The sequence below is a fragment of the Candidatus Neomarinimicrobiota bacterium genome (genome assembly GCA_018651745.1).
Lineage (GTDB): Bacteria > Fidelibacterota > Marinisomatia > Marinisomatales > TCS55 > JAAZYX01.
In genome coordinates, this window is the sequence record JABIDL010000031.1 from 14515 (window position 1) to 31410 (window position 16896).

Annotated in this window: 14 protein-coding genes; 13 read left to right on the forward strand and 1 reads right to left on the reverse strand. The window is 36.1% G+C overall.

All coding sequences use genetic code 11. From position 1 onward, the window contains the following. Window positions 1–53 precede the first annotated feature (53 nt). The 10 genes from HOD97_06035 (at window position 54) to HOD97_06080 (ending at window position 12961) form a co-directional block, all read left to right on the forward strand. On the forward strand, window positions 54–719 hold the full coding sequence (locus HOD97_06035; GenBank protein ID MBT4281154.1) for a (d)CMP kinase: 666 nt from the start codon (window positions 54–56) through the stop codon (window positions 717–719). Window positions 720–727: 8 nt separating this feature from the next. Then, window positions 728–2668 carry a 30S ribosomal protein S1 gene (locus tag HOD97_06040; protein ID MBT4281155.1) on the forward strand — a complete coding sequence of 647 codons (1941 nt, stop codon included), beginning with the start codon at window positions 728–730 and terminating at the stop codon, window positions 2666–2668. A 57-nt stretch (window positions 2669–2725) separates the two neighbouring features. Next, window positions 2726–3670, forward strand: a complete 945-nt coding sequence (locus tag HOD97_06045; GenBank protein ID MBT4281156.1) for a hypothetical protein — start codon at window positions 2726–2728, stop codon at window positions 3668–3670. Continuing rightward, entirely contained in the window at window positions 3667–4662 is a 996-nt protein-coding gene (tsaD, locus tag HOD97_06050) for a tRNA (adenosine(37)-N6)-threonylcarbamoyltransferase complex transferase subunit TsaD (GenBank protein ID MBT4281157.1), read from the forward strand. The genes HOD97_06045 and tsaD overlap by 4 nt, the downstream gene beginning before the upstream one ends. Before the next feature lie 318 nt (window positions 4663–4980). Further along, window positions 4981–6753 carry a hypothetical protein gene (locus tag HOD97_06055; GenBank protein MBT4281158.1) on the forward strand — a complete coding sequence of 591 codons (1773 nt, stop codon included), beginning with the start codon at window positions 4981–4983 and terminating at the stop codon, window positions 6751–6753. 34 nt (window positions 6754–6787) lie between these two features. Continuing rightward, on the forward strand, window positions 6788–8107 hold the full coding sequence (locus HOD97_06060) for a UDP-glucose/GDP-mannose dehydrogenase family protein (protein MBT4281159.1): 1320 nt from the start codon (window positions 6788–6790) through the stop codon (window positions 8105–8107). Beyond that, on the forward strand, window positions 8107–9132 hold the full coding sequence (locus HOD97_06065; protein MBT4281160.1) for a hypothetical protein: 1026 nt from the start codon (window positions 8107–8109) through the stop codon (window positions 9130–9132). Before HOD97_06060 ends, HOD97_06065 begins: the two co-directional genes overlap by 1 nt. Before the next feature lie 6 nt (window positions 9133–9138). Continuing rightward, window positions 9139–10464: a hypothetical protein gene (locus HOD97_06070; GenBank protein ID MBT4281161.1), complete on the forward strand. Its 1326-nt coding sequence runs from the start codon at window positions 9139–9141 to the stop codon at window positions 10462–10464. 22 nt (window positions 10465–10486) lie between these two features. Beyond that, window positions 10487–11731 (forward strand): phospholipid carrier-dependent glycosyltransferase, encoded by a 1245-nt coding sequence (locus HOD97_06075; protein MBT4281162.1) that lies wholly within the window; start codon window positions 10487–10489, stop codon window positions 11729–11731. Between the two features lie 12 nt (window positions 11732–11743). Further along, window positions 11744–12961 (forward strand): oligosaccharide flippase family protein, encoded by a 1218-nt coding sequence (locus HOD97_06080; protein ID MBT4281163.1) that lies wholly within the window; start codon window positions 11744–11746, stop codon window positions 12959–12961. A gap of 25 nt (window positions 12962–12986) precedes the next feature. On the opposite strand, the gene HOD97_06085 is transcribed toward HOD97_06080, so the two are convergent. Further along, the gene (locus HOD97_06085; protein MBT4281164.1) at window positions 12987–13727 is read right to left on the reverse strand and encodes a hypothetical protein; all 741 of its coding nucleotides are present in this window, start codon (window positions 13725–13727) and stop codon (window positions 12987–12989) included. A gap of 415 nt (window positions 13728–14142) precedes the next feature. Here HOD97_06085 and HOD97_06090 point away from each other — a divergent pair, with 415 nt between their 5' ends. The 3 genes from HOD97_06090 to HOD97_06100 all read left to right on the forward strand — a co-directional run bounded on the left by HOD97_06090 (window position 14143) and on the right by HOD97_06100 (window position 16719). Then, window positions 14143–14532, forward strand: coding sequence for an adenylyltransferase/cytidyltransferase family protein (locus HOD97_06090; protein MBT4281165.1), 390 nt, complete (start codon window positions 14143–14145; stop codon window positions 14530–14532). Window positions 14533–14610: 78 nt separating this feature from the next. After that, complete coding sequence (locus HOD97_06095) at window positions 14611–15735, forward strand: glycosyltransferase family 4 protein (GenBank protein ID MBT4281166.1); 1125 nt, start codon at window positions 14611–14613, stop codon at window positions 15733–15735. Window positions 15736–15750: 15 nt separating this feature from the next. Continuing rightward, window positions 15751–16719 carry an NAD(P)-dependent oxidoreductase gene (locus tag HOD97_06100; GenBank protein ID MBT4281167.1) on the forward strand — a complete coding sequence of 323 codons (969 nt, stop codon included), beginning with the start codon at window positions 15751–15753 and terminating at the stop codon, window positions 16717–16719. The last annotated feature ends 177 nt before the right edge of the window (window positions 16720–16896 follow it).

Sequence of the window (16896 nt, forward strand, 5' to 3'; positions counted from 1 at the left end):
GATTTTCAATAGTTCTAAAACTAAATTGCTTGGCTTTTTGAGAATCTAAAACTATGATTATCGCTATCGATGGTCCGGCTGCGTCCGGAAAAAGTACAACTGCTCGCAAAGTGGCTCAGCAATTGGAATTTTTATATCTCGATACGGGCGCCATGTACCGATGCGTGACGTTGGCTCTTCTAGATCAACATATTTCGATCTCAGATGTATCGGCGGTTAATAACCTGTTGGAATCAATAGATGTGAACCTCTCAGAAGATGATGGAAATCCTATGGTTCATTTGAATAAAAAAAATGTAACTGACAAGATTCGTTCAGCTGAGGTAACATCTAATGTGAGTGCTGTAAGCGCCATCCGAGAAGTCCGGAAAGCAATGGTTCGGATGCAAAGAAAAATTGCATCTAATTCAAATTGTGTAATGGAAGGTCGCGATATCGGAACGGTAGTTTTCCCAAATGCAGAAGTAAAAATCTTTTTGGTAGCCGATGCAAATGTAAGAGCTGTGCGACGGCAAAAAGACCTTCTGGCTTTAGGTGAAATGAACTCGGTAGATGAATTGGTGAAGGAAATCGAAAAACGGGATGCATTTGATTCCACTCGAGAACATTCACCACTTCAAAAAGCAAAGGATGCTTTTGTAATCGATACAAGTCATGTGACAATCGATGAGCAGGTATCAGAGATAATTGAAATTGTTAACCAAAAAAAGAGAAAATAACGAATATTATGAGCAAAGAAGAACAGACATTAGAACAGACGTTAGATGTTGCTGTAGAATCACCTACAGATGAATCAGCATCGGACGTCAGTGTTGATTCCGAATCTTTGGAAGAGACACCTTTGTCATCCAATGGAGGAAACGACATTCATTATAATTATTTAGGCGACGATCTATTTAAGGATATCAAACGCATTAATGTGGATGATTTAACCACCGAACCCGATGATAACCATCTTGAGCAAAAACTTTTAGACAGTTATTTGGAAACGATATCGGACATTTCCGAAAACCAATTAATCAAGGGTCGTGTAATTGGGATGAACGAAAAAGAAATATTGATTGATATCGGATTTAAATCTGAGGGAATCATTGACCGAAATGAATTTTCTGATGAAGAATTGCCGAAAGTTGGCGAAACGCTTGAAGTATATTTAGAATATCTGGAAGATAGAACCGGGAGAACAGTTTTATCGAAAGAAAAAGCTGATTTTATGCGTCGCTGGAAAAACCTTCGTGAATTTTTTGATAATGAAACAATCATAGAAGGTACCATTACAAAAAGAATAAAAGGTGGTATGGCAGTGGACCTAGAAGGGGTTCAAGCTTTTTTACCTGGTTCGCAAATCGACTTAAGACCCGTACGTGATTTTGATCAATTTGTTGGCAAAACCATTAATTTGAGAATTGTCAAATTAAACGAAATGCGGAAAAATATTGTGGTCTCACATAAAGTGATTATGGAAGAGAGCATGAAAGAACAACGTGATGCCTTATTTGAAGATTTGGATATTGATCAAATTATGGAAGGACGAGTTAAGAATATAACAGACTTTGGTGCTTTCATTGACCTTGGCGGAATTGATGGATTGCTTCATATTACAGACCTTACCTGGGGTCGGGTTGGTCATCCGTCTGAAGTGGTTTCCTTAGACGATTCGATTACGGTTAAAATCATAGACTATGATCGTGAAAAACAACGGATATCTTTGGGTCTAAAGCAACTTACTCCGCATCCATGGGAACAAGTTGCAAGCAAATATCCCGAAGGAACGAAAATTAATGGTAAAGTTGTCAGCATGAAAAATTACGGTGCATTCGTAGAACTTGAGCCCGGTGTTGAGGGTTTGATCCATGTATCAGAAATGTCCTGGACGCGACATGTTAAAAATCCTTCTGAAATTTATTCCATGAACGATGATGTGGAAGCTGTTGTGTTAGGCGTGGATGCTGATGAACGGAAAATTAGCCTTGGCATAAAACAACTCCAGGACGATCCCTGGGACGCCATTGAAGATAAATTCACCGTTGGGGATGTTAGCAAAGGCAAGGTAATTAATTTAACCCAGTTTGGCGCATTTGTCGAATTAGAAGAAGGCATTGAAGGCTTAGTGCATATTTCTGATTTATCTTGGACCAAAGTATTACGGCATCCTAAGGAGATTGTAGAAAAAGATCAGGAAATTGAAGTCCGCATCTTAGAAGTTTCACGAGAGAATAGAAGAATATCTCTCGGGCTCAAACATGTGCAAGAGGATCCATGGCCTGATATAATCAAAGAATATCAATCTGGTAAAGAAGTTTCAGGAGAAATTCTTCATATATTAGAAAAGGGGATTATTCTCAAACTTGAAAACGGCATTGAAGGTATTATTCCTTTTTCTAGAAAAAACAAAAAAGACCGCAAAGAATTGATGGGGAAATTTGAAAAAGGCGGTACCTTAAAGGGTGTGGTGATGGAAGTGAGACCGGATGATAAAAAGATTGTACTATTGTCCGAAGAAATAGGATCAACGAACAAAGAAGATGTTTTAGATGATGTTCAATCTTTTCTTAAATCTCAGGACGCACCTGCTGGTGAAAAAATCGAAATACCACAGGATGATGACTCAGACCCAATTAAACCTGATGAGACTGACGAATCTACCGAAGATAACAAAAAGGAATAATTAACCGTATGGGCCTTATGAATGCTTAATATAAAGGCCTTTTTCGATAAACAGAAAATGATTCTGGTCCTTGGTTCTGTTGGACTAGCATCATTACTCTGGGTATTTGTTGTTAGTGGCAACATCTATTCTCTGGATGTTGAAATTCCCATTGAAGGCCGCAATCTTCCAGCCAAGAAAGCGTTAAAAGCAGAAATGCCGGACAATGCTCTCATCAAATTAAAAGGAACTGGCAGAGCTCTTTTTAAAACATTGGTCCTGAAAAATTTTCTTTCTGATTTTAAACTCGTTCTCGATTTAGAACGTATTTCGGAAGAATATGATTTTTACTTGAATGACTATTTTGAACGATATCCCCAAAAAGTAGTTATCGCTCCATCACTGGAAGTGGAATATGTAGAAGTCATTTATCCTGATTCGATTCATATTAGCCTTGATGCATACAAAGAAAAAATTGTGACTGTAAAACCAAGTTTAATGGTACAGCCAGCACCGGGATACACGTTAGTTGGCGACCTTATCGTAGAACCATCGCAAGTACAAATTGCGGGATCACGGAAAATAATTGAATCAATCCAATTCATTTCAACTATATCAGACACACTGAATAATGCTGTTTCTTCTGCGACTAGAATATTGAAGTTTGAACTCATTCCAAATAAATTAGTAGAATACACACCCAATCAAGTTGCTGTTTCAGCCAAAATTCAACCAATTACGGAAAGAATTATCAGCGATGTACAGGTTCTCATTAATAATATACGTCCGGATGTCCGTGTATTTCCAAGCCCCCAAACTGTATCACTTACTGTTATAGGTGGCGCTGATTATATTGCAAATATTCAACCGGAAGACATTGAGGTATCCATTGATTTTAATAAACGGTGGAACCCGGGGCAAACATGGTATGAACCGGATGTTCGCGTACCTGAACATGTCATTGAATGGATGGATTTATCACCTCGTAACATTGAGCTTGTTGTTACTCGCAAACGTCAATGACCGTATTAGGAATTGAAACTTCGTGCGATGAAACGGCTACTGCACTTTGCAGAGATGGATCTATTTTATCATCTATTGTTAGCTCGCAAATAATTCATAAAAAGTTTGGTGGAGTCGTGCCGGAATTGGCTTCAAGAGAACACGAGCGCTTACTGAATACACTCATTAAGGAATCATTGGATGCGGCAGGATTAACCCTCAAAGATCTCGAAGGCATAGCAGTCACCCAAGGTCCGGGACTCGCTGGTACTCTATTAACGGGATCCTGTTTTGCTAAAGGACTTGCGCAAGGTTTGGAATTGCCTATTGTGGGGGTCAACCATTTAGAAGCACATATCTTTGCGAACTTTCTTGCAGACCCTACGTTAGAATACCCATTCGTTTGCCTTCTTGTTTCTGGTGGACATACACAACTTTGGCATGTGAAAGAATTGAAAAAATATATATTAATGGGTGAAACAAGAGATGATGCTGCCGGTGAGGCATTTGATAAAGGTGCTCGAATTTTAGGGCTTGGTTATCCCGGTGGTCCGGAAATCGAATCCATCGCAAAAACAGGTGATGAAAATGCTATTTCATTTCCTCGAGCTTTTATCCATTCAGATACAATTGAATTCAGTTTCAGCGGATTAAAAACATCACTTTTATATAAAATGAAATCCGAAGAAAGTTCAAAATCGGAGGGACTTTCTAAAAACGATATAGCTGCAAGTTATCAAAAGGCCATCATTGATGCTTTAATTTCAAAGTGCGTTCTAGCGATTAAACAGACTAAATCTAAATCCTGTGTCATAGCTGGAGGGGTAGCGGCGAATCTGAGGTTAAGGGAAATGGTTGCCAGGTCATTAAATGATTGCCGGGTCCTGTACCCCGATCTTTCATTGTGCACAGACAATGCGGCTATGGTTGCATTTTTAGGTGAAAAACTTTTGATATCAGGTAAAACAACTCCCTTGGAATTCCCTATTTATCCAAACCTCTCATTGGCTTAACCATTGCATATTGAAATTCTAAGGGGTTTGGACCCTTTGTTCGGAATTGTGATTATAAGTGCAATCCTATCATTGGCTTTTGGATTTCATTCTTTGAGAGGACATCCTAAATTTACTATTCTAGTTTGTCTCCGAATTTTAAGTCTTTTTCTTTTGGTTTTTTTATTGTTCCAGCCGGTTATTCATTGGAAAACCCAATCACACATTCCACTTAAATGGAATGTATATCTTGACAATTCCGTTAGTATGAGATACCATCAATCTCTTTCATTACAATCCATAAAAAATGGGGTTGAGTTTGTTGAGAATGAAATAAGAATGAAAGAAACAAGCTATTCATTATTTCAGTTTTCCAGAGAGTTGAATGAGGTACGCAATTTTTCTTTAAATGCCGATGGTTCAGCGACGGATTTAGGAATAGTATTAGATCATATATTATCAGAACAAGATACTTTAGCGGGATCAATCATCATCACAGATGGCCAATTAACTCAAGGGAAACACCCGAATTCATTTGGAGTAATTGAGAGTCCAATTCATATAATTGCTGTAGGAGATTCTATTCCCATGGTTGACATTGCCATTAAATCTATTGATGCACCAACGGTAGCAATAAAAGGGGAATCCATAAAGGCAGATGTAATTGTACAGGCAGCTGGCAAGTTGAAAAAACCTGTAAATGTTTCACTTTACCAAGGATTAAAATTATTGGGTTCAAAAAGAGTTCAAATTCAAGGTGGTGGTTCAGAAAAAGCAATTTCATTTCAATTTCGTTCAAAACAAATCGGTACTTGGAAATATTTAGCAAAAGTATCTTCAACTAGTGAAGAAATAAATATTGAAAACAATCAGCAACTATTCGAAATAAATATCTTAAAGGATCGCTATCCTGTTGCCTTAATCACGGGTTCGCCAAATTATCATACATCTTTGATCAAAAAATATATTAAGTCGTATCCTCGGATAAAGTTGGACCATTATGTACAAAAAAGTGAACAAATATTTTATCCATCCCTAGACAACTTTTGGAAATCATCCTATGATTTAATTATACTGGATAATTTTCCTTCGACTCCGATTCCTAAATCTTTGCAACGGGTTTTTGGTAAAAAAGTCATTAAAGAACAATCATCTTTGGCGTGGGCTTTTGGTCCAAATATGAGTAAAAATACTGCTGAATCTATATTCCCCTTTTTTCATATAAAGGGACATAAATTGACAACAAAAACAGATCCATCCGAATGGTCTTTTACGGATGATGTCAATGTGGATTCTTTTATTCAATTATCCGCTAACACATCTTCGGTTTTTCCACCGCTTAGACTGCTTGATTTTTCAATCACCCCAACAAAACAAGAAGTGGAAATTTTAGCTACGTTAGATAATGAAAAAACTTATCCAATCTTTATTCGAAGTGAAATAAACGGACTACGGAGTTTTATTTTTGGTGCATCTGACATGTATAAGCTTCATTATTCCATGAACGAATTAGAGAATAGTAATTTCCTCGAAAAATATTGGCACAGTGTGTTTAATTGGTTGTTGAAATCTGGTGCTGAAAATGAATTATATTTTAGATTGAATAAAAAATCTTTTCAACAGGGCGAAGAAATTCATATAACAGGAACCCAAAAAGGGATCGACGACCCAGCGTCAGCCCGGGCATTTATAACTGTAATAAAAGATGGAAAAAATGTGAATTCTGCGGAACTTCACTTCAACCTAAGTCATTCCCGATGGGAAGGAAATATCTGGGCATCGAGTCCTGGGGATTACTCGTATGAAATAGGTGTTGAACATGGAAATATTACATCGATTCATAGAGGGGAATTTATTGTTAAAGAAAGCCAAATTGAACTAAATCGAGTTTTTGTGAACCGACTATTGTTGAAGAAGCTGGCAAAAAATTCTGGTGGAAAGTATATTCCATGGGCATCCCGGGCAGATGTGTCTAAACTTGATATGAATCAATCAAAAAATATTACCAATCGGGCAAACATTAAATTCAGTCAAAACCCTTGGGTGGTTGTTTTATTGCTACTTTTATTATGCTTTGAATGGACAATTCGGAGATTTTCAGGCCTCCCTTAGATAAAAATATTTTTATAAATATATATTACAATAAATGAAAAAAATTACAGTCATCGGAACAGGTTATGTTGGGTTGGTGAGCGGCGCAGGTATTTCGGATTTTGGGCATTCCGTAACTTGTGTTGACATTGATGAATCAAAAATTTCATCATTAGAAAATGGTAAAATTCCAATCTATGAGCAAGGTTTAGAATCCTTAGTAAAACGAAACGTTGAAGCAAAGAGACTCTTTTTTTCGAGCAATGTAGCTGCGGAAGTTGAAAAAGCAGATGTTGTGTTTATTGCTGTGGGAACCCCTCAAGATAACAACGGTACGGCAGATATATCCGCGGTGTTAAAAGCATCCGAAACGATTGGTTCATCTTTGAATGGATATAAAGTCATATGCACCAAAAGCACGGTTCCCATTGGTACCGGACGAAAAGTCATTGAGGCAATAAAAAATAATGCAGGCTCATCTGCGATGTTTGACTATGTTTCCAATCCTGAATTTTTACGGGAGGGTGCAGCGGTACAGGATTTCACCCATCCGGACCGCGTGGTTATTGGTGCGGAAACTCAAAAAGCGTTTGAATTCATGAAAGATGTGTATCATCCGCTTTACATTAACGAAACTCCTATCATTCACACGAATATTGAGACTGCAGAAATGATAAAATATGCGAGCAATGCTTTTCTTGCACTCAAAATAAGTTACATCAATGAAATAGCAAATTTTTGTGAAGAAGTAAACGCAGATGTTTTTCATGTTGCCAAGGCGATGGGTTTGGACGGTAGAATTAGTCCTAAATTTTTACATCCAGGTCCAGGCTATGGCGGATCTTGTTTCCCAAAAGATACGAATGCTCTTGCTTCTCAGGCAGAATCAGCCGGTGTCCCGCTTAAAACTATTCAAGGCGCGATTGATGCAAATACCAATCAAAAATCCAGAATGGTTGATAAATTAAGAATATTACTAGATGACTCTTTTAATGGAAAAAGGATTGCAGTTCTCGGTCTTAGCTTTAAACCCGAGACTGACGATGTTCGCGAATCATCTTCTATTTCGATGATATCTGCACTATTGAATGAAAGCGCTACGGTTTGTGCATATGATCCTGTATCTAATGATAATATGTCATCATTCTTTTCCAAAGTGTCCTATCAAAATTCAGTATACGACGCTGTAAAAGATGCTAACGCTGCAGTAGTAATGACCGATTGGAACGAGTTTCGGAGTATGGATATTCCTCGTATTAAATCACTGATGAAAACTGCGGTTATTCTAGATACGAGAAATATCTTAAATATTACTGAATTAGATGAAAACGGAATAGTGTATGATAATGTTGGCCGGAAGCCCAGGGCAAAGTGATGACGTATAAATATATAAAATTTATTTTAATCGGATTCATCTTTTTTATTTCTAAATCAAATGCGCAGGATGACAATAATTACAAAGGCACAATTGATCCAAAAAAATATGGATGGCAGGAAGATTTGGACGAAGAAAATCAATTGCAAAACCAAGTTGATTACGAATATATATCGTTGGAGAAAGCCATTGATCCGAATACATATATTTTAGGTCCGGGTGATGTGCTTGGAATTAATATCATTTCATCAAAATCTATGAGTTATTCACTTAGAATTCTGCCGTCCGGTGACATTTTAATCCCAACCGTCGGTTCGTTATCGCTACATGGTAAAACACTTCAAACGTCTATTCAAATTATCCATTCGTATATCCAAAAGAATGCATTTCCAAATTCAAAGATTTCGATTTCCCTAGAAAATATCAAACGATTCAAAGTTCAAATTTCTGGTGCAGTTCATATTCCAGGGTTTATTGAAGTTACCGGAGTGTCGAGATTGTTGGATGCTGTAGAATTAGCTGGCGGTGTACAAAAATATGCAAAATCTAATTTGATTACAGTGATTCGAGATGGTAATTCTTCGCAATATCACCCAGGTAAATTCTTAATCACAGGAGATTTAAAACATAATCCAGTATTAAAAGAAAAAGATATAATTCATGTATCGTTTGACAGAAATTTTGATACCGAGAATGAGGATTTATCAGACTATAATTTGAGTCAGGTCCTGGTGATAGGTTTTGTACAAGTTCCCGGTGGTTTTCGGCATATACCTGGATATAAAGTTCGAGATTATATTGCACTTCGGGGTGGCCCTACAGAATCAGGAAGCTTAACGGGAGCTCGCGTTGTAAGAAAGGATGGGACGGTGCTGTCAGGCGCATTAAATGAATCGGTATATCCTGGGGATATTATTGAAGTACCTGCTACTTTTCAATATCGATTGTTCGGGAAAACGAGTGCTACGCAAATTATTTCAGCATTTTTATCCATTTATTTAGCCTATGAAGCAACGTTACGCTGATTAATTATGAAATTAACAGATCACGAACAAAAAATCCTTGAGCTGATTCAAAAGCATCCTGAAATCCTTTCAGAAACAAAGTCAAGAGAACATTTCGCTAATAAAATTGGCCTGTCCGAAAAAACACTTAGAAACAGAATAGGTGAATTGAGAAGACTTAATTTAATTGAAGAATTAGAACCGACCTCATCCGTTTATAAACAAAAACACAGATCTAATTTGGGGATTCAAACGATTGAATTAGATAATGCATTTGCCTCTATAATGAGGCATAAAAAGGTTTTCCTAAACATTTGGTTAACTATAACACTTATCTTGGGATCAACTGCCTTTGTATTGCCAAAATGGTACGAGGGAAGAGCGGTTATTCTTCCTCCATCTAATGAATCGTCTCAGTTTGGAACTGGCGGACTTGGAGGATTACTGGGAATGGGGGGATTGATTGATGTATTCTCGAACACCGGTGGAGGTCAAGATAGGTTTTTGGCAATTCTTAAGAGCGATAGATTATTACAAATACTTGAGGAAAAATATGATTTTCAATCCAAATACGGAACGGATGATTTAGAGGCAACACTTGATAAACTAGGTAAAAAAATAACCATTATAATTGAAGATGAAAATCAAATAGTCATTTCGGTATTGGATCCAGAACAAAATCAAGTTGCAAATATTACCAATGGAACTGTTCGTATACTCGATTCCCTAAATATTGTTTTAAGTAACACACAGGCGCGAGGATCGAGATTGTTTATTGAAGATCGGGTTAATGAGGTACTGGATTCGCTCAAAAGTCTTGAAATTCAATTGACTGAATTTATGGAAACTGAAGGTGTACTCAGTCTTGAGGATCAGGTGTCGGTTGGAGTGGAAAGAGCAGCAGAGTTGCAGGCACTAATTATGTCGAAAGAAGTGGCATTGTCAGTTGCAGAACAGATGATGGATACAAATCAACCCAAGTTGAAACAATGGCGCCATGAGTTAAGTCAGTTAAAAAAAGATTTTAATGAATTTTTCAAAAGTGATTCTAACAATCAACTATTGCCGAGTTTTTCAAAAGTGCCAAAGCTGGCGACAAAGCTTACAAGACTCCAACGCGCAGTTGAATATCATGTAAAACTTCTAGAATTTTTAGGGCCTCAATATGAACAGTCAAAAATTGATGAGGTAAAGGACATTCCAACACTTCAGGTTTTAGATTGGGCAATACGACCTGAAAATGAAGCACGTCCTCGGAAAATCTTAATCATTGTAGGAGGATTCATCCTTGGATTTTTTCTGGCTTACTTTTGGGTTTATATAAAGGACTTTAAAACCAAATACCAAATTTGATTCCAATGATTTCTATTGTGGTATGTTAAGTGTAATTGGAATTATAACAATTTTTCTTATTGCTGGGATTTTCATCGTATCCTGGTTTAAAATAAATCCTACTTTAGGCACAATCCTTGCTGTTAGTTTTGCTTTACGTGCGATTGTTGTTCTTTTGCAGGAATTATTTCAAATTGCACCTTATACGTGGGATGAAGGATTATTTATGACCATGGGAATTAAGGTAAAACATTTTTTAGATGGGTCCCGTTCGTCTCTACCATTTAGAACGCTTGCCGGGGTACCAGCTTACGGATCATTGCTTGGAGGTCTTTTTTATCTCTATGAAGTGGATACAATTTTACCTCGGATATTAAATGTTCTTTTTGGAACCGGTGCTGTATTCTTGACTTGGAAACTATCCGCCTTAGTTGGTTTAAAAAATAAGTATTGTTTGTTAATGGCTACGATTGTCGGATTTACACCAAGTTATATTTTGTATTCAGCCTTGATTATGCGGGATATGCTGATTTGGTTATTGTTGTTGGTTTTGCTATACCTTTGGGTGAAGTTTATTCAAGATCTCGACTCAAAATCATTCTGGATTGCTTTTATACCGGTTGCTATGCTAACAATTTTGAGACCTCAATATGCACCGGTCTTCGCGATAATTCTTGGATTTATTGCTTTTAGTTATGCTCAGAGATTACGATTTAAATGGAAGCAAATATCCTTACCCGGATTACAGTATATATTATTCTCTATTTTTTTATCCGTAGTTTTAGTTGGGAGTATTTTTCTGATATTATCTGAAATTGCCCGTTGGGAAAATTCTGATGTTCTGGACTACTTGGTTAGCCAGCATCATTGGAGAACCCAAGGTGGAGCAGCCTATTTAATCGATCAAGAATTCACCAATTTATTGGATGTGGTGTGGTTCTTCCCCTTAAGATTTATTCATTTTACATTTGGTCCTTTTTTATGGAATAGCGGTTCGATTCAAATGATGGCTAGTGCAATGGAAGCCCTAGTTGGAACAATATTCTTTTTACTGCTGGTTTTTTATTCACCAACCTTATTTAAAAGTAACAATAGCAATCGTTTGGGTATTATACTTTTAATAGTATTCGCATTAATCAATATTGCTGCGGCCAGCATTATCGACTCTAATTATGGAACAGCCATGCGCCATCGTATGGTATTTATGCCTTTTATTTTTATGGCTGTTTTGTGGTTACGACAGCAGAGAATTATATTGAAGCAAAATAATGATAGTTTATTAATATAAAAATGATTTGGAATGAAATTTAAATTAATCCACCATATAGGCGGTGCTTCCATTTTAGTCATTCTAGGTTCATTGGCTTCCTTTGGGGCAAATGTTATCTTAGGAAGATCCTTGCCTCAGGACGCATTTGGGACTTTTTCACTTTTCCGGTCAGTCATGTTTTATCTGCCTATTTTTGCTTTCCTTGGGTTTGGAAATGCTTTGATAAGGTTTTCCCGGGAAAATGAATTTTCTAACATCAATTGGAAGTTGCCTCTCAGAAAGATGGATTTTATTGCTGCTGGTGTTTTATTATTGGCTGTTTTAGTAATTCAAAGAATATATCCATTTTCTTTCATCGAGTCGATGTTGTTGGGAATCGCGGCATGGTTATTCGCTCGATCCCTAATAACTAATTCCATCCTGCGGATCATGCGAAAAATGGTTTTAGGTCAATTCACATCTATTGTATGGCGGTACATATTTTTCATTTTTCTTGTGGTAGCAGCAATTTGGTTTGAGCTTCAATTGGAATTTGTATTAATACTCTTTTTCTTGTCATTTGTCGTTATGTTTGTGATTGCGAAATTTATAGATCGAAATATTCAAGTTGGTAAAAATTCAGTCCGGTTAAAAAAGATTTTCGATTATGGTTCTACATTATTTGTCATCAACATTATTACTATTTTGATGACACAAATGGACAAACTCATTGTATCCATGACTTTAGGGACAGTTTCGGTTGGAATTTATACTGGAGTTTCTTTGGTAGCTCTTACCGTCTTCAATCTTGCCGGTACCACAATAGGCAATGTATTAATGCCACATTTAGCCCAAGGGAAAAGAATCCAACTTATCGAATTTTTATTATATTTTTTCATCATTCCCGTTTTTTTAATAATTTTTGCATTTCTAAGCATTGAACAATTGAACACAATATTATTTGACGGAAAATATTCCGGATTTAATCAGTTACTTCAACTTTCCATTGTTTTAGGATTAATGCAATATTACCACAATCTTATCGAATTTTCTCTTGGAGGCCTCAGCAGTGAAAGGAGCTTAAAATTATTTTTGGGAACAATATTATTTTCATTATTATTATTGTTTGTTCTATCATTTATACTGGTTGCCAAACATGGTCTTGTAGGGATTATAATGGGATGCATTGTTGCTTGGCTATTTAGAAACTTTGTGGGCGCCATACTGCTGGGAAAAATTTTGATAAAAGAAAAGGTGTTATTCGAATGAAATTATTCTTTCTAAGAAGTTGGTATTATTGATTTAGCAAAAAATTCCCCATAAGTCGATCCCCCTCAGGTGGGGAAAACCGCTCTGCACAATTTCCTGGGAAAAAAGTTAATTCACCAAAGAATATTTTATTATTATTTTGCACATAAAGATCAACCCTGCAATATTTAATATTTTCGGATATTTTTTCAGAAATTGAAATCATTTCTGATAGGCATTCTGGTGTTTCAATTTGGCGTTCGTCATGTGGGTAACCCATAGAAATATTTAAAAGTTTCCAATCTTTAGTGTATAATTGCCGAGTATGGTTTTTGAATCTCCCAAGATCAAGTTGAATGGCTTTTACTCTTCCGCTACTACAAAAGTATTTATAATCTCTTACCGGTTCTTTGTTCACATTATATAACATTTTTTCCACGATAATTTTTCTTTTTAATCCTTTGTAATTTGGTTCTCTGCTACGAATATAATAATCTTCTAAAAGCCAATCACTCATTTCTTTAATATCGCTAGAGTTTAGGATTTGGTCTTTTGGAATTATTTTTATATATCCGCTTGAATGAGTAGGTTTAATAATAACATCCATATCGAATTTTTTTCCTAAGAGCTCATTTGGTTCATTAACAACAATCACGGTTTCATTTAGATATTGACCTAACCCAAGTTCAAGAATCCAATCCTGAATATCCTCTTTATCAGTTACCCTTCCTTGTTTTGAGTAAAAATTATAATTAAATATTTTTTCTGAGAGAAGAATTTCATTCATTTTTTTTGGATTCCAGATATTTGGAAAATATTTCAGTCTATATGAACTATTTAAATATGAAATTAATGAGTCGAAAAATCTGCCCATTGGTAAATAAAATTGAGGTTTATTTTGCATCTTTTATATTGATGAATTGTGTGCTATTTGTGGTTGGTTCAATTTTATTCTTTCCTTCGTATTATTTTTCAAACGAATATCTCATTTTTAAGGATATTGTCATATGAAGAAGAGATATTATTATCTCTAAATTAAATAGGAAACAATTAAGTTTGCTTGATATTAGATAAGTCTTCAAGTGGTTAAACAAAATAATTTCCAAAAATGTAAAATTATCCTAACCGAATAAAATGAATTTTAGAGATAAAATAAAGAAAGTGCATAGTCTTTCTGCAATGAATACATTATCAACTGATAAATGAAAAAAGTTATAACATTTGGGACCTTTGATTTATTTCATGTAGGTCATTTAAACATTCTGGAGCGAGCAAGGACTGAAGGAAATTATTTAATTGTAGGTGTTTCAACCGATCAATTGAATTACAATAAAAAACAAAAATACCCAGTTTGTTCGGAGGAAAACAGATTGCGGATTCTTAGTGCTTTACAAGTGGTTGATGAAGTATTTAAGGAGGAATCATTAGAATTAAAGGGAGAATATATTAAAAAATATAATGCAGATATCCTCGTGATGGGAAATGACTGGGAAGGGAAATTTGATGAATTCAAATCGTTATGTCATGTTGTTTATTTAGAAAGAACCCCATCTATTTCAACAACAGAACTCATTGAAATTATAAAAAACTAATTCTGATATAAGATGCTTATTCACCAAAAAAACGATAAGAAAGTTGATCCCATTTCATTCTTAATGATTGTTAGATAAGTGAAAATAATATTTTCGGCAAACACTTCTTGGTATCTCTATAATTTTAGAAAAAAATTGATTGAATCCATGGTATCTCGCGGTTGGGATGTCATATTAGTTGCACCTCAAGATGCGTACTATTGGAAAATTAAAATGCCCGGAATAAAATATATTGGATTACCAATTGACAGATATGGTTTCAGTCCACTTCACGCATGGGCTACCGTAAAGTCGTATTACAAAATTTTCAAGCGTGAGAAACCAGATGTTATTCATTTATTTACCATCAAACCCGTTATTTTAGGGACGATAGCAGCGCGTTTAGCCGGCATCCCAAAAATTGTGAATTCCATAACTGGGCTTGGCTATATTTTTACCAGCGGTAGCCGATTAAGAAAAATTGTGGAAACGGTGTATAGGAGCGTATTGACTTCATCCCGAGTAGATGTCATTTTACAGAATCCAGATGATGAAAAACTATTTCAATCGTTTTCAAGAATTCAAACAACGAAAATACATTTAATTAGAGGATCAGGCGTTGACTTGGAATCTTTCCTATTAGATGGGCTTAAACCACCATCTGAATTGGATAATCATTCAATTCATTTTATTATGTTTTGTAGAATGCTTTGGGATAAGGGAGTCCAAGAATTTGTGTCTGCCGCAGAATTAGTAAAAACTCATATTCCCAATGCTAGATTTCATTTAATTGGCGGAATTGAAACCGGTAGCCCAAATGAGGTTCCAAAATCGTGGCTTGTACAATTTCAAACTCATGACTTTATTCATTGGGTAAATCATGTTGAGGATATACGTCCATGGATTGCTGGGTCCCATGTTGTGGTCCTTCCAACATATTATGGAGAAGGAGTTCCAAAATCTCTAATTGAAGCTGCTGCTTTAACGAAACCGATTATTACAACCAATATTGCAGGATGCCGTGAAATTGTGATTGATCACTATAACGGATTGCTAATTCCACCGAATTCCGTGGAAGCATTGGTTAAGGCAATGATTCATCTTGGGCAGGATCAAATTTTAAGAGAGAAGATGGGGAAACAAGGAAGAACATTGGTTGAAAAGGAATTCGGAGATGGCCCGGTTATTACTTCTACTTCGGCTGTATATGGAATTGATTGTTAGGTTTACATTCAAACGATGAACATTTTCATTACAGGAAGTGCGGGGTTTATTGGCCGTCAACTTTGTAAGGCATTGGTAGATTTAAATCATCAGGTGACTGGGTTTGATACCAATCTATCAGGCAAAACAAAAAAGAATAACGTCATCAAAGGAGATATTCTTGATTATGAGCATTTAACTGAATCTATTCCCTCAGATACAGATTTAATTATTCATCTTGCAGCAGAACATAAAGATGAAGGTCCTTCAGTTAAAGATTACTTTCGTGTAAATGAATTGGGTACCAGCCATATTACCAAAGCAGCAATAGAAAATCACGTAAAGAAGATATTATTTTTCAGCACGGTAGGAGTCTATGGAGAACAAATTTGTGCAGATGAAAAATCGCAATTGAAACCGATCAATCCATATGGCGAATCCAAGGTCGCAGCGGAGAAAATAATTCTAAATTGGTCGAATGAATCAGCTGGCCGATCGGGATTGATAGTAAGGCCAACAGCTGTGTACGGCCCGGATAACCGAGCGAATATTTATCGTTTAATAAAACAAGCATCTACAGGAATGTTTATTATGCCTGGTGATGGTAAACATCATAAATCTGTTGTTTATGTAGAGAATGTTGTCGCTTCCTGTTTATTTCTTTTAGATCACTTTTCTCCCGGGATAAGTCAATTTAATTTAGTAGATGAACCGTCCATTCCCTTGAATGAACTCGTAGCGATTATTCGATCTTCATCCGGGAAATCAAGGAGCGTAATACATGTTCCATTACTTTTATTAAAATGCCTACTGCCAATATATGGAATACTGCAATTGATGAAAAAACGATCTCGTTCATTATCTTTTTCTCGCCTAGATAAATTCGGTTCTTCAAGTCAATTTGATGGACAGAAAATACGAAATTTGGGTTTTAAGCAACCCGCATCTACAGAAGATGGAATTAGGAAGACCATTGAGTGGAATAGAAAACATGGTTGGGATTGAGAGAATTTCTTGATTAACCAAAAATCAAATCATAACTTCGGGTAACCCTCAAGGAGTATTATCGAAATTAAACGCTAACAGTTTTTCCAGTTAAACAGGAGCCAAAACATGGATAGTCTGCATAGCGTTTCCCCAACACCAGATGTGACCGCCACCACGCGGTAGATTGATTCCGGT

Bases quoted from the DNA above. Each gene is read 5' to 3' on its own strand.
- HOD97_06040 (MBT4281155.1), top strand. From the start codon at position 728: ATGAGCAAAGAAGAACAGACATTAGAACAGACGTTAGATGTTGCTGTA.
- HOD97_06060 (MBT4281159.1), top strand. From the start codon at position 6,788: ATGAAAAAAATTACAGTCATCGGAACAGGTTATGTTGGGTTGGTGAGC.
- HOD97_06070 (MBT4281161.1), top strand. From the start codon at position 9,139: ATGAAATTAACAGATCACGAACAAAAAATCCTTGAGCTGATTCAAAAG.
- HOD97_06075 (MBT4281162.1), top strand. From the start codon at position 10,487: ATGTTAAGTGTAATTGGAATTATAACAATTTTTCTTATTGCTGGGATT.
- tsaD (MBT4281157.1), top strand. From the start codon at position 3,667: ATGACCGTATTAGGAATTGAAACTTCGTGCGATGAAACGGCTACTGCA.
- HOD97_06085 (MBT4281164.1), bottom strand. From the start codon at position 13,727: ATGAATGAAATTCTTCTCTCAGAAAAAATATTTAATTATAATTTTTAC.
- HOD97_06090 (MBT4281165.1), top strand. From the start codon at position 14,143: ATGAAAAAAGTTATAACATTTGGGACCTTTGATTTATTTCATGTAGGT.
- HOD97_06035 (MBT4281154.1), top strand. From the start codon at position 54: ATGATTATCGCTATCGATGGTCCGGCTGCGTCCGGAAAAAGTACAACT.
- HOD97_06080 (MBT4281163.1), top strand. From the start codon at position 11,744: ATGAAATTTAAATTAATCCACCATATAGGCGGTGCTTCCATTTTAGTC.
- HOD97_06045 (MBT4281156.1), top strand. From the start codon at position 2,726: ATGATTCTGGTCCTTGGTTCTGTTGGACTAGCATCATTACTCTGGGTA.
- HOD97_06100 (MBT4281167.1), top strand. From the start codon at position 15,751: ATGAACATTTTCATTACAGGAAGTGCGGGGTTTATTGGCCGTCAACTT.
- HOD97_06065 (MBT4281160.1), top strand. From the start codon at position 8,107: ATGACGTATAAATATATAAAATTTATTTTAATCGGATTCATCTTTTTT.
- HOD97_06055 (MBT4281158.1), top strand. From the start codon at position 4,981: ATGAAAGAAACAAGCTATTCATTATTTCAGTTTTCCAGAGAGTTGAAT.